The sequence below is a fragment of the Streptomyces sp. NPDC037013 genome, from assembly GCF_055607265.1.
The window spans coordinates 404642-417039 of record NZ_JBVJRV010000008.1; the positions used below are offsets into that span (position 1 = coordinate 404642).

Below are 12398 nucleotides of genomic sequence, written 5' to 3' on the forward strand. Positions count from 1 at the left end.
CGGACCCCTCATGCCGACGCCTTGAGGCTGAGTCCGCCCGCCACGATCGAGTCCGAGGTGACCAGGGCCTGTTCGGCGCTGACGTCCGTCATGAAGACGAACGGCGGCACGACGGGCGGCACGGGCAGCTTGTCGGGGGTGAAGGTGAGGCAGAGGATGCCCTCCAGGCACCCACGGAACTTGGTCAGGTAGAGCGTGACGTCGCCGCTGAGGTCCAACGTGTCGGCGCCCAGGGCAAGTTCCTCGCTGCCGTCGCGCGTGGTCAGCTCGTAGTCGGTGAGCGAGGCCGCCTTCATCCGCAGCACCATGACCTTCAACGGCCCGTCCGCCGTGGGGATCTCGCGGACCCCCGCCAGCAGGAACCCCTGCGGCGCGAAGAGCGTCGTGGTGACGGTCGGCGGCACCCGCGCCGCGACGATCGCCTCCGAGGGGGCCGCCTTCGCCTCAGGGGCGAGCGCCTTCGCGGGGCTCCCGTGCGCCACCAGCCCCGCGACCATCGCGACGGGGAGCAGCACGCCGAGCGTCCGCGTGCCCTGCCCGTCCCGCACCCGGGGGCGGGACGGATCCTCCTCGGCGTCCTCCGGCACCGGGGTCCAGCCGAACCCCATGGCGCTGCCGGTGATCCCGAGCAGCATGCCGATCAGGAACCCGCCGAGGTTGGTGGCCGCGAACGAGAGCACCGAGAGGATCAGGGCGTTGACGCTCACGTAGTGGTGCGTGTGCGGCAGCAGCCACAGGAAGAGCCCCGCCACGACCAGGGCGATCCCGATGCCGAGCGCCGCGATCCCGCCGAGCCCCAGGCTGACCAGCACGGAGAGCGGCGAGAGCGGGGTGACGAGGAGCTCGGTGCCGCCGAGGATGAGCAGCAGCCCGCCCCAGAACGGCCGGGTCCGCCGCCATCTGCGGACGACCCGGCGCTGCTCGGGCCAGGGGAGGCGGCGGTCGAGCCAGCCGCCGCCGTCCCCGCGGAAGGGTCTGACCCCGCCCCTGCCGCCGCCGGTCAGAAGCACTTCTTGCCGCCGAGGCTGACGTCGACCCGCATGCCCTTGAGACGGAAGTTGCCGCCGGTCGCCGACCAGGCGTGCGACTTCACGCCCGCGACCTCGATGTCGCCGGCCTGGAGCCCGAACTTGCCCTTCTCGCCCTTGACCCCGGGCACCTCGTCGAGCGTCGAGGCGTCCCGGCCGATCTCCGCGGTGCCGAAGCGGGCGTCGCCGACCAGGTCCTCGCCGTCGATGACGAGGTTGCTGGCGGTGACGTCGCCCGCGTCGCCGCCTGCGGTCAGTTTGAACACGACGTTGCCGACCGGGGTCTTCACCTCGGCGGCCTGGCAGATGTCGGAGAGGGTGGCGTCACCGATCCCGAGGAGCGCCACGGGGTGCCCCTTGCCGTCGATGTCCCGGTCCGTCTGGACGTACGAGGACAGGCCGTCGCTGGTCAGTTTTCCGGAGGCCACCTGGAAGCTGGTGCCCGAGACGGCGAAGGACGCGGCGAGCGCCCCCTCGGCCATCACGGAGGCCATCACACCGACGGCCAGGACGGCCGGCAGAGCCACCACGGCCGTCTTCTTCCAGGAGGTTCTGCCCTCGCGTAACGCGGTGCGTGCTGCGCCCACTTGTCTTCCTCCCGTACGTCGTTCCGCGTCGTCAAGCGTGCGTAAGGGGAGTGCGTGAAGCGCCGTCGGGAGCCGGGCCGGCAGGCGACACCGGTCTGCCATACTGCGGACATCCCGAGGCAGTTGGAGACTAGGGCCGAAATTGAATAATAGTCAACAGCGCGGTACGGACCGCTCCGCGGCGCGCCGCGGTGAACTGATCACCATCGGCCGGAAGCTGTTCGCCGACACGTCCTACGACGCCCTGTCGATGGACGACATCGCGAAGCAGGCGGGCGTCGCCAAAGGGCTGATCTACTACTACTTCAAGTCCAAGCGCGGCTATTACCTCGCGATCATCGAGGACTCCGTCGCCGATCTGGTGGCGCGCGCGGGCCGCCACGACGACCTCCCGCCCGTGGAGCGCGTGCAGCGCACCATCGACGGCTATCTGCGCTACGCCGAGCACCACCAGGCGGCGTACCGGACGATCATCAGCGGCGGCGTCGGCTTCGACGCCGAGGTGCACGCCATACGGGACGGCGTGCGCGAGGCGCTGATCGCGGCGATCGCCGAAGGGGCCTACGGCCGCAAGGACATACCGCGGCTGGCGCGCACGGCGCTGCTCGGCTGGCTGTGCAGCGTGGAGGGCATCACGCTCGACTGGATCGGCCACCGGGGGCTGCCGCGCGAGACGGTCGGCTCGCTCCTGGTGCGCACCCTCGGGGACACGATGCGGGTCATCGAGGACTTCGAGCCGTCGTACCCGGCGCCCGCGCGCCCCTGAGGGGTCACGCGCGAGAAGGGGCGGGAGCCGGCCGGCTCCCGCCCCTTCTCCTGTGTGCACAAGGTCAGTTGATGGCCTTGATCAGCTCACCGTTGGAGGTGTCCCCGCTCAGCTCCCAGAAGAAGGTGCCGCCGAGGCCCTGCTGGTTCTTGTAGTTCATCTTCCCCGCGATGGTCGCCGGGGTGTCGTAGCTCCACCAGTTGTTCCCGCAGTGGGCGTACGCGGTCCCGCCGACCGTGCCGTTGGCGGGGCACTTGGTCTTCAGTTCCTTGTAGTCGTCGATGCCCTGCTCGTACTTGCCCGCGGCCGGGCCGGTCGCGGTGCCGCCGGGCGCCTTCTGCGTGACGCCCGTCCAGCCGCGCCCGTAGAAGCCGATGCCGAGCAGCAGCTTCTGGGACGGGACGCCGAGCGACTTCAGCTTCTTGATCGTGGCGTCGGAGTTCCAGGACTCCTTGGGGATGCCGCTGTACGAGGTGAGCGGCGAGTGCGGGGCGGTCGGCCCCTTCGCGTCCCAGGCGCCGAAGTAGTCGTACGTCATCGGGTTGTACCAGTCGACGTACTGGGCCGCGCCCGCGTAGTCGGCGGCGTCGATCTTGCCGCCCTGCGAAGCGTCCGCGGGGATGGCCGAGGTCACCAGGTTCTTGCTGCCGAACTTCGAACGGACCGCGGCCATCAGGTTCTTGTACGCGGCGCGTCCGCTGGTGTCACACGTCAGACCGCAGGCGTTGGGGTACTCCCAGTCGATGTCGATGCCGTCGAAGACATCGGCCCACTTGGAGTTCTCGACCAGGTCGTAACAGGACTGGGCGAACGCGGCGGGGTTCTTCGCCGCCTCGGTGAAGCCGCCCGACCAGGTCCAGCCGCCGAACGACCAGAGGACCTTGAGGTTCGGGTGCTTCTTCTTGAGCTTGCGCAGCTGGTTGAAGTTGCCGCGCAGCTCCTGGTCCCAGGTGTCGGCGACGCCGTCCACGGACTGGGCCGCGGTGTAGGCCTTGTCGGTCGCGGCATAGGCGTCGCCCATCGTGCACTTGCCGCCCTGGACGTTCCCGAAGGCGTAGTTGATGTGCGTGAGCTTGCCGGCCGAACCGGAGGTCTCGATGTTCTTGACGTGGTAATTCCGGTCGTAGACACCCCATTCGGTGAAGTATCCGACGACCTTGGAACCGGCGGCGGCCTTCGTCGTGGTGCCCTTGTCCTGTTCGGCGGCGGCGCTGCCCGCGCCGGCCAGGAGACCCGCGCCGAGCGCGGCGCAGCAGGTGGTGGCGAGGAGCGCCCGGAGGGCGGCGCGGGGGGTGTGCGGTCTGAGCATCGTGTCTCCTCGTGGGGGAAACAGGGTGGGGGAAGTGGTGCTGTGGACCTGCGGGTGACACTTGGCATGAACGCGGTAAGACGTCCGTGGGAACAGTAGGAGGACTAGACCAGTGCGGTCAATGGTTCGTACCAATCCGGGCGCCGTCGGCGATCTTCGGTTATCTTTCGAGTAAGCGGTCGTTAACTAGTGACGGGCTGCCGCCGATCGGGCATACTCAACGCGCCACAGCCGCTGGTCAGCTCCCTCCGTGACCCGGAAGGAGACCCTGGCTGGGCATCGTTTCCCGGCGGCGCCGCCCCACCCAGCGCGGGCTCCGCCGCAGCCCCACAGGGAGGAAAGCGCCATGCCCGACCACATCGCGCAGTCGGTGGACCGTCAGCTGCCCACGGATGAGGCCAGGGATCTGCTCTCGCTCGTCCGGGACATCGCGCAGCGCGAGATCGCCCCGAAGGCGGCGGAGGAAGAGGACGCCGGGCGCTTTCCCCGCGAGGTCTTCACGCTGCTCTCCGAGTCCGGCCTCCTCGGGCTCCCCTACGCCTCGGAATTCGGCGGCGGCGACCAGCCCTACGAGGTCTACCTCCAGGTCCTGGAGGAGCTCGCCGCCGCCCGCCTGACCGTCGGCCTCGGCGTCAGCGTCCACACGCTCGCCTGCCACGCGCTCGCCGACTACGGCACCAAGGAACAGCAGGCCGACCACCTGCCCGCCATGCTCGGCGGCGGCCTCCTCGGCGCGTACTGCCTCTCCGAGCCCGCCTCCGGGTCCGACGCCGCCTCGCTGCGCACGAAGGCCGTCCGGGACGGCGACGACTGGGTCGTCACCGGCACCAAGGCGTGGATCACGCACGGCGGCATCGCCGACTTCTACACGGCCATGGCCCGCACCGGCGGCGAGGGTGCCCGCGGCGTGACGGCCTTCCTGGTGCCGGGCGACGCCGAGGGGCTGGGCGCGGCGGCGCCGGAGAAGAAGATGGGCATGAAGGGCTCGCCCACCGCTCAGGTCCACTTCGACGGCGTACGCGTCCCCGACGCCCGCCGCATCGGCGACGAGGGGCAGGGCTTCGCCATCGCGCTCTCCGCGCTCGACTCGGGGCGGCTCGGCATCGCGGCCTGTGCGATCGGCGTGGCCCAGGCGGCGCTGGACGAGGCCGTCGCGTACGCCACCGAGCGCCGGCAGTTCGGCAAGCCCATCGCGGACTTCCAGGGGCTGCGGTTCATGCTCGCGGACATGGCGACGCAGATCGAGGCGGGCCGGGCGCTGTACCTGGCCGCGGCCAGGCTCCGCGACGCGGGGCGGCCGTTCGCCAAGCAGGCCGCCATGGCCAAGCTGCTCTGCACGGACGCCGCGATGAAGGTGACGACGGACGCCGTGCAGGTCCTCGGGGGGTACGGCTACACCGCGGACTTCCCCGTGGAGCGCCTCATGCGCGAGGCCAAGGTGCTGCAGATCGTCGAGGGCACCAATCAGATCCAGCGCATGGTCATCGCGCGTCACCTCGCGGGTCCCGAATCGCGCTGAACTGACCGCGGGGCACCGGCGGCGCCACGAGCCGGGCCCACTCCGGGTCGTGCCGTCCGGGCAGCGTCCGGCCCCGGTCGGCCCAGTGGCGGATCAGCGCGCCGTAGATCGGCGGGTCCTGGAAGTGCTGCGGCTGGTAGGGCTGTTGGTAGGGCTGCTGCTGGAAGTGCTGCTGTTGCTGGTACGGCTGGTGGGGTTGCTGGTGGGGCTGCTGCTGCGGGTACGCCTGCTGGTACGGGGGAGGGGCCTGACGCACCGGCTGCGGTGAGGCCGGGTGCTGCGACTGGGGCTGGTGCTGGTGATGGTGTTGCGGCTGGTGCTGCGGGGGTTCCAGAGGCGGCCGGGGAACCGATTCTGCGGAGGCGGGCAACGTCACCAGGGTGCGCCGCCGGCGGCCGGTGGGGAGCTGCGCCGGGCCCATGTCGGTGCCCATGTCCGTGGGGGTCATGCCAGACCAACGCCCGGCGCCGCGCGGAAGTCACCGCCCCAGGGATTCGAGCGTCCGTTCACGACGGTCCCGCGGAGTGACGTGGACCCCGCGCGGGCACGGGTGCGCTCCACCGGCCACCCGTCCCGAAGGGGCCGCCCCCGGCCCGCGAACGGCCGCCGCGCGTCTGGCTCCGCCCAGAGAACTGACGTACCGTCAACTCCGCGCCGGAGGCCGCCACCGCCTCCCGCCGCCCTGAACAGCCGTGCAACCAGGGAGGTTTGACGTGACAGACGACCGTCCGGTCCCGCTCGACGAATACCCCGTGCACCAGGTCCCGCTCTCGATGAAGCACGTGGCGACCGGCGACCGCAACGCCTACGACCGGTGCATCTTCCACCTCTTCGACCACCGGGGCCGCTTCCTGCTCATCCTCGGGCTCGGCGTCTACCCGAACACCGGTGTCATCGACGCGTACGCCACGCTGCGCACCGGCGACACGCTCCATGCCGTACGCGCCAGTGACGCGCTCGGCGAGGACCGGATGAACCTCGGGGTCGGCCCCCTGCGCATCACCGTCGACGAGCCGCTGCACCGCATCCGCCTGGAGTGCGCCGCCGACCCGGACGACCCCGCCTCCCTCGCGTACGACCTCACCTGGACCGCCGACTTCCCAGCCCTGTGGGAGCCGCACCACATCCAGCGCCGCGGCGACCGGCTCAGCCTCGAAGGGCGCCGCTTCGTCCAGGCGGGACGGCCCACCGGGGTGATCAGGGCGGGCGGCGAACAGATCGCGGTGACGGCGGGGGAGTGGACCGCCACCCGCGACCGCAGCTGGGGCGTGCGGCCCATCCCCGGCGAGGAACGCGGCCGTCTGGAGGAGGAGTACGCCACCGAGGGCTTCCACTGGATCTGGTGCCCCGTCCGCTTCGACGACCGCTTCCTCATGGTCATCACCCAGGAGGACGCCGACGGCTACCGCACCCTCAACGACGCCACGCTCGTCCGCCCCGGCCACCGCGACCGCCAACTCGGCTGGCCCCAGGCCGACATCACCTACCGTCCCGGCACCCGCCACCCCGAGCGCGCCACCGTCCACCTCACCGACCCCGACGGCCGCAAGCCCCTGGAGCTCGGCATCGAGGTCCTCGCCTCCCTGCCGCTGGCCGTCGGCGCCGGCTACCCGCCCGCCGACGACTGGCAGCACGGCACCTGGCGCGGCCGCGCGTGGACCGACCGCCGCACCTACGACCTGTCGGACCCCGCGGCCCATCCGCTCGCCGCGTACGGCGTCATCGACCACGCCGCCCGCTTCACCCTGGACGGGCGGACCGGCCACGGCATCTTCGAGCACGGCAGCTTCGGCCGCCACGATCCGAGCGGTTTCACCGGATTCGACTCCGTGGCGCCCTGAGGGCAGCGCAGGAGGAAGGAGCACGGACATGGCAACGGCACCCCGTCCCCGCACCACCACCCGCGATCCGGAAGACCTCGCCCGCCGCCTCAGCGCCTGGCTCGACACCCGGCTGCCCGGCGCCAAGGCCGTCGACGTGACCGTGCCCGCGTCGAACGGCATGTCCAGCGAGACCCTGCTCTTCACCGTGGAACACCCAGAACCCCCCATCAGGAGCTGCGCGTTGCGCCTGGCGGCCGACCCGGCGGCGTACACGATCTTCCCCGTCTACGACATGCCGCGGCAGTACCGCACGATGCGGCTGGTCGCCGACCACACCGACCTGCCGGTGCCGCGCGTGCTGTGGCTGGAGACGGACCCGGCGCCGCTCGGCGCCCCGTTCTTCGTCATGGAACGGGTCGAGGGCCGCGTCCCGCCGGACGTCATGCCCTATACGTACGAGGGGAATTGGCTGCACGCGGCGACCGACGCCGAACGCGCCCGCCTCCAGGAGGCGTCCGTGCGCGTCGTCGCCCACCTGCACGACCAAGTGCCCCCGGAGGCGGCCCGGTTCCTCGCGCTGCCCGGCGAGGGCAGCCCACTGAGGCGCCACGTCAGGGCCCAACGCGCCTACTACGACTGGACGGTGCGCGGACTGCCCCGCTCACCCCTCATCGAGAGCGCCTTCGACCGCCTGGCGGAGCTCTGGCCCCGCGCCGAGGGCGATGCCGTCCTCAACTGGGGCGACGCCCGCATCGGCAACATCGTCTACGACGGGTTCGAGCCCGCCGCCGTCCTCGACTGGGAGATGGCCTCACTCGCCCCGCGCGAGGTCGACCTCGGCTGGTTCGTCTATCTGCACCGCTTCTTCCAGGACTTGACGGTCGGTTTCGGGCAGGCGGGCCTGCCGGACTTCCTGCGCCGCGACCACATCGAGGAGGCGTACGCACGGCTGACCGGGCACACCCCGCGCGACATGGAGTTCCACACGCTGTACGCGGCGCTGCGGCACGCGATCGTGATGCTGCGCGTCGCCTACCGCCAGGTCCACTTCGGCGAGGCCGCCGTGCCCACGAGCGCGGAGGCCGCGGACACCCTGATCCTGCACCACGGCAGCCTGGCCGCCATGGTGCAGGGCAGCTACTGGTGAATCAGGCGGCGGGCCGGTCCTGCCGCGGTACGCGGATGGGGCGCGAGCCGGGACCGTCCACGTGCGAGAACGGCTGCGTCCGCCAGTCAAGACCCTGAGGGAGCGTCAACAGCAGTGCCGTGTCCTGCTCCTGAGCCTCCATCGACTCGTCCGTGGGCACGGCGTCGGTGGCGGCCCGGCCGGTGCCGGCACAGACCGTGAGACCGAACGGGTTCCACGGCGTGGCGCACAGCGCGTGCTCGGGCAGCACGTCCTCGTCCGCGAGGAGCGCGATGGGCTGCCCGCAGTCGGGGCAGTTCACCCGGTACATCTCGAAAGTGTCGTAGGAGTCGAGAAAGGCGTCCGCCGGTTCGACGCCCTCCGGCTCGGGCTCTACGACCGGCTGCTGCTTGGCGCGGGCAGACCGGCCGGGGCGCTTCAAATTCTGCATGGGAATCTCCCCCTCGGGTGGGCCGACAAGGCGCTGCGGCCTCGACCACAGCGAGCACTTCCCGTCCCGTCGTAGAGGTAATCGTTGCATCCCGTCGGACACGGTCACAGCCATGTGTCGTTCGTCACATGCCGCGTGGAGATGCCCGAGTGCGGGGAGACGAGTGGGCCGGTCGCGCCGAGGTCCGGCGCGCCCCGGCCAGGGCGCCGACGCGCGGGGGCTTTGGGCGCTCAGGTATCCGTGGGGATCAAGAGCCCTGTAGGTTCGGCGCATGGAGGAGCTGGACCGACAGATCGTGCAGCTGCTCGTCAAGGACGGGCGGATGAGCTACACCGACCTGGGCAAGGCCACGGGCCTGTCCACGTCGGCCGTGCACCAGCGCGTGCGCCGCCTGGAGCAGCGGGGCGTCATCCGCGGCTATGCCGCGGTCGTCGACCCCGAGGCGGTCGGACTGCCGCTCACCGCGTTCATCTCGGTGAAGCCGTTCGACCCCAGCGCCCCCGACGACATCGCCGACCGCCTCGCGGGCGTCCCGGAGATCGAGGCGTGCCACAGCGTCGCGGGCGACGAGAACTACATCCTCAAGGTCCGCGTCGCCACCCCCCTGGAGCTGGAGCACCTGCTGAGCCGGCTGCGCGCCCTGGCCGGCGTCTCCACCCGCACGACGGTCGTCCTCTCCACCCCGTACGAGGCGCGCCCGCCCCAGGTGTGACCCGCGCGTCGCACGGACGCCGGCAGGGGCGAGACTGGTCCCCATGAGCCAGAGCACCGCCCCCGGGAACGCCCCCCGGGATCCAGAGAACCACCGCACCGTGCTGCTGCGCGGCGGCGACGTCCACAGCCCCGCCGACCCGTTCGCGACCGCGATGGTCGTCGAGCGCGGACACATCGCCTGGGTCGGCTCCGAAGGCGCCGCGGACTCCTTCGCGGACGGCGTGGACGAGGTGGTCGACCTGGCGGGAGCCCTGGTCACCCCGGCCTTCACCGACGCCCACGTGCACACCACTGCCACCGGTCTCGCCCTGACCGGCCTGGACCTGACAGGGGCCCGCTCCCTCGCCGACGCACTCGTTCTCGTACGCGAACACGCCACCGCACGTCCGCACGACCGCGTCCTCCTGGGCCACGGCTGGGACGCGTCCCGCTGGCCCGAGGGCCGCCCGCCCACGCGCGCGGAGCTCGACGAGGCCACCGGCGGCCGCCCGCTCTACCTCTCCCGCATCGACGTCCACTCGGCCCAGGTCACCACCGCGCTGCTCGACCTCGTGCCCGGCGTCACCGAGCGGGCCGGCTACCGCCCGGACGCCCCGCTGACCGCCGACGCCCACCACGGGGTGCGTGCGGCGGCCCTCGGGGCCATCACCCCCGGCCAGCGCACGGAGGCCCAGCGCGCCGCGCTCGCCCGCGCCGCCTCGCTCGGCATCGGCTCCGTGCACGAGTGCGGCGGCCCCGAGATCTCCGACGAGGACGACTTCACCGGGCTGCTCCGGCTCGCCGCCGAGGAGGCGGGGCCGCGCGTCGTCGGGTACTGGGCCGAACAGGACGTCCGGCGGGCCCGTGAGCTCGGCGCGGTCGGCGCCGCGGGGGACCTCTTCGTCGACGGCGCCCTCGGCTCGCACACCGCCTGCCTGCACGAGCCGTACGCGGACACCGCCCATGCGCACACCGGCACCGCCCACCTGGACGCCGCCGCCGTCGCGGCCCACGTCGTGGCGTGCACCGAGGAGGGGCTCCAGGCGGGCTTCCACGCCATCGGGGACGCCGCGGTGACCTCCGTGGTCGACGGCATGCGCGCGGCGGCGGAGAAGGTCGGCGCGGCCCGTATCCGCGCCGCGCGCCACCGCGTCGAACACGCCGAGATGCTCACCCCCGAGACGATCGCCGCCTTCGCCGAGTTCGGCCTCACCGCCTCCGTGCAGCCCGCCTTCGACGCGCTGTGGGGCGGCGAGGAGGGCATGTACGTCCAGCGGCTCGGCGCCGAACGGGCGCGCACGCTCAACCCGTTCGCCGCCCTGTTGCGCACCGGCGTGCCGCTGGCCTTCGGCTCCGACAGCCCCGTCACCCCGCTCGACCCCTGGGGCACCGTGCGCGCCGCCGCCTTCCACCGCACGCCCGAGCACCGCGTCTCCGTGCGCGCCGCGTTCACCGCCCACACCCGGGGCGGCTGGCGGGCCGTCGGCCGCGACGACGCGGGCATCCTGGTGCCGGGCGCGCCCGCGGACTACGCCGTGTGGCGCACCTCCGATCTGGTGGTGCAGGCCCCCGACGACCGCGTGGCCCGCTGGTCGACCGACCCGCGCTCCGGCACCCCTGGCCTGCCCGACCTGTCGCCGGGCGCCGAACTCCCCGTCTGCCTGCGGACGGTGGTGGGCGGACAGCCGGTGTATGTGCGGCCGGACGAGTGATGTACCGGCGGTGCGCGCCGCGGATCGCGCCCCGTCACGCCGTCGCACGACCTGGGAATCCTCGGCGCTGACCTGGAGGTCTACGAAGTAGCCGCAGCTCAGCGGGGTATTGACAGAGAGCCGCCGTGGGCCGGTAGGTTCGGCCGGGTCCACCACAGGACGTCCGACCGGCGAACCTCCACGCGGTCGTCGAACGCCGCTGGGTCACGGGTGGTGTGCCGCACCGGCGCACCACCGCTGGGAGCCAGGTCCAGCGCCCGCGACGCGGAGGCGAGGGAACGTATCAGCCGGTCGGCAGGTGTGACCCGGGTGGGGCCCGGACGCTCAGTAGACAACGGCTCTCGGTCGATCCGCAGCCAGCGGGTCCCAGGTCGGCCCGAAGGGCGCCGGGCCCCGATCCGCAGTACTTTCCCCCTGCCCGAGGGGCACTTCCGTCTCCTGGGCGGGCCCGTGGGCCCGCAGACCTCCGTGCCGCCGCTGCGGCGCAGGCCGCGGCCACTATGGTGGTCCTCTGCGTACGAACGAAGGGGCAGTAGTGAACGACGGCGGTCGGGTCTCCGAAGCAGGGGACCAGGGGAGGCAGTTCGGCTCGCTCGGCACGGCCTTGGTGATCATTCCGACCTACAACGAGGCGGAGAACATCCAGTCCATCGTCGGCCGGGTGCGGGCCGCCGTTCCGGCCGCGCACATCCTGGTCGCCGACGACAACAGCCCCGACGGCACCGGCAAGATCGCCGACGAGCTCGCGGCCGAGGACGACCAGATCCACGTGCTGCACCGCAAGGGCAAGGAAGGGCTCGGCGCCGCCTATCTGGCGGGCTTCCGCTGGGGCCTCGACCACGACTACGGCGTCCTCGTGGAGATGGACGCCGACGGATCCCACCAGCCGGAGGAGCTGCCCCGGCTGCTCACCGCGCTGAAGGGCGCCGACCTCGTGCTCGGCTCACGCTGGGTGCCGGGCGGGCGGGTCGTCAACTGGCCCAAGCACCGCGAGTTCATCTCGCGCGGCGGCAGCACCTACTCGCGGCTGCTGCTCGACGTGCCCATCAGGGACGTGACGGGCGGCTACCGCGCCTTCCGCCGCGAGACCCTCGAAGGGCTCGGCCTCGGCGAGGTCGAGTCGCAGGGGTACTGCTTCCAGGTCGACCTGGCGCGCCGCGCGGTCAAGGCGGGCTACCACGTCGTCGAGGTGCCCATCACCTTCGTCGAGCGTGAGCTCGGGGACAGCAAGATGAGCCAGAACATCGTGGTCGAGGCGTTGTGGCGGGTCACCGCCTGGGGCGTGGGGGAGCGCGTCGGCAAGGTCATGGGCCGCAAGCAGCCCTGAGCGGCGCCCGCGCGGGCACGCCCGGCCCGTCTTGATCATCCCCTTATGCCGGACTGA

At 72.0% G+C, this 12398-nt stretch carries 12 protein-coding genes; 7 read left to right on the top strand and 5 right to left on the bottom strand.

Annotation, left to right across the window (positions count from 1 at the left end):
- Positions 1 to 8: 8 nt before the first annotated feature.
- Both ACZ7DY_RS30260 and ACZ7DY_RS30265 read right to left on the bottom strand, forming a co-directional pair.
- The gene (locus ACZ7DY_RS30260; RefSeq protein ID WP_471140757.1) at positions 9 to 1010 is read right to left on the bottom strand and encodes a DUF6114 domain-containing protein; all 1002 of its coding nucleotides are present in this window, start codon (positions 1008 to 1010) and stop codon (positions 9 to 11) included.
- Positions 1001 to 1558, bottom strand: a complete 558-nt coding sequence (locus tag ACZ7DY_RS30265) for a DUF6230 family protein (RefSeq protein ID WP_471140759.1) — start codon at positions 1556 to 1558, stop codon at positions 1001 to 1003. The genes ACZ7DY_RS30260 and ACZ7DY_RS30265 overlap by 10 nt, the downstream gene beginning before the upstream one ends.
- Positions 1559 to 1757: 199 nt before the next feature.
- Here ACZ7DY_RS30265 and ACZ7DY_RS30270 point away from each other — a divergent pair, with 199 nt between their 5' ends.
- Entirely contained in the window at positions 1758 to 2381 is a 624-nt protein-coding gene (locus ACZ7DY_RS30270; protein WP_471140762.1) for a TetR/AcrR family transcriptional regulator, read from the top strand.
- 64 nt (positions 2382 to 2445) lie between these two features.
- On the opposite strand, the gene ACZ7DY_RS30275 is transcribed toward ACZ7DY_RS30270, so the two are convergent.
- Positions 2446 to 3690, bottom strand: coding sequence for a glycoside hydrolase family 18 protein (locus ACZ7DY_RS30275; RefSeq protein ID WP_471140764.1), 1245 nt, complete (start codon positions 3688 to 3690; stop codon positions 2446 to 2448).
- Between the two features lie 346 nt (positions 3691 to 4036).
- On the opposite strand from ACZ7DY_RS30275, the gene ACZ7DY_RS30280 reads away from it, so the two are divergent.
- Positions 4037 to 5209 carry an acyl-CoA dehydrogenase family protein gene (locus ACZ7DY_RS30280; protein WP_471140766.1) on the top strand — a complete coding sequence of 391 codons (1173 nt, stop codon included), beginning with the start codon at positions 4037 to 4039 and terminating at the stop codon, positions 5207 to 5209.
- Here ACZ7DY_RS30280 and ACZ7DY_RS30285 read toward each other — a convergent pair.
- Positions 5172 to 5657, bottom strand: coding sequence for a hypothetical protein (locus ACZ7DY_RS30285; RefSeq protein ID WP_471140928.1), 486 nt, complete (start codon positions 5655 to 5657; stop codon positions 5172 to 5174). The genes ACZ7DY_RS30280 and ACZ7DY_RS30285 overlap by 38 nt on opposite strands.
- A 265-nt stretch (positions 5658 to 5922) precedes the next feature.
- On the opposite strand from ACZ7DY_RS30285, the gene ACZ7DY_RS30290 reads away from it, so the two are divergent.
- Both ACZ7DY_RS30290 and ACZ7DY_RS30295 read left to right on the top strand, forming a co-directional pair.
- Positions 5923 to 7050, top strand: a complete 1128-nt coding sequence (locus tag ACZ7DY_RS30290) for an Rv3169 family protein (RefSeq protein ID WP_471140769.1) — start codon at positions 5923 to 5925, stop codon at positions 7048 to 7050.
- A gap of 28 nt (positions 7051 to 7078) precedes the next feature.
- Complete coding sequence (locus tag ACZ7DY_RS30295) at positions 7079 to 8179, top strand: phosphotransferase family protein (RefSeq protein WP_471140772.1); 1101 nt, start codon at positions 7079 to 7081, stop codon at positions 8177 to 8179.
- A 1-nt stretch (position 8180) separates the two neighbouring features.
- On the opposite strand, the gene ACZ7DY_RS30300 is transcribed toward ACZ7DY_RS30295, so the two are convergent.
- Positions 8181 to 8609: a hypothetical protein gene (locus ACZ7DY_RS30300; protein ID WP_471140775.1), complete on the bottom strand. Its 429-nt coding sequence runs from the start codon at positions 8607 to 8609 to the stop codon at positions 8181 to 8183.
- A 271-nt stretch (positions 8610 to 8880) separates the two neighbouring features.
- Here ACZ7DY_RS30300 and ACZ7DY_RS30305 point away from each other — a divergent pair, with 271 nt between their 5' ends.
- The 3 genes from ACZ7DY_RS30305 to ACZ7DY_RS30315 all read left to right on the top strand — a co-directional run bounded on the left by ACZ7DY_RS30305 (position 8881) and on the right by ACZ7DY_RS30315 (position 12341).
- Positions 8881 to 9321 carry an Lrp/AsnC family transcriptional regulator gene (locus tag ACZ7DY_RS30305; protein WP_150219824.1) on the top strand — a complete coding sequence of 147 codons (441 nt, stop codon included), beginning with the start codon at positions 8881 to 8883 and terminating at the stop codon, positions 9319 to 9321.
- A gap of 43 nt (positions 9322 to 9364) precedes the next feature.
- Entirely contained in the window at positions 9365 to 11014 is a 1650-nt protein-coding gene (locus ACZ7DY_RS30310) for an amidohydrolase (protein WP_471140777.1), read from the top strand.
- Positions 11015 to 11549: 535 nt separating this feature from the next.
- Positions 11550 to 12341: a polyprenol monophosphomannose synthase gene (locus tag ACZ7DY_RS30315; protein WP_471140779.1), complete on the top strand. Its 792-nt coding sequence runs from the start codon at positions 11550 to 11552 to the stop codon at positions 12339 to 12341.
- The last annotated feature ends 57 nt before the right edge of the window (positions 12342 to 12398 follow it).

What these genes read in the sequence shown, in the direction of transcription:
- ACZ7DY_RS30275 (WP_471140764.1), bottom strand. Translation starts at nt 3,690, where the DNA reads ATGCTCAGACCGCACACCCCCCGCGCCGCCCTCCGGGCGCTCCTCGCC.
- ACZ7DY_RS30280 (WP_471140766.1), top strand. Translation starts at nt 4,037, where the DNA reads ATGCCCGACCACATCGCGCAGTCGGTGGACCGTCAGCTGCCCACGGAT.
- ACZ7DY_RS30285 (WP_471140928.1), bottom strand. Translation starts at nt 5,657, where the DNA reads ATGACCCCCACGGACATGGGCACCGACATGGGCCCGGCGCAGCTCCCC.
- ACZ7DY_RS30295 (WP_471140772.1), top strand. Translation starts at nt 7,079, where the DNA reads ATGGCAACGGCACCCCGTCCCCGCACCACCACCCGCGATCCGGAAGAC.
- ACZ7DY_RS30300 (WP_471140775.1), bottom strand. Translation starts at nt 8,609, where the DNA reads ATGCAGAATTTGAAGCGCCCCGGCCGGTCTGCCCGCGCCAAGCAGCAG.
- ACZ7DY_RS30305 (WP_150219824.1), top strand. Translation starts at nt 8,881, where the DNA reads ATGGAGGAGCTGGACCGACAGATCGTGCAGCTGCTCGTCAAGGACGGG.
- ACZ7DY_RS30310 (WP_471140777.1), top strand. Translation starts at nt 9,365, where the DNA reads ATGAGCCAGAGCACCGCCCCCGGGAACGCCCCCCGGGATCCAGAGAAC.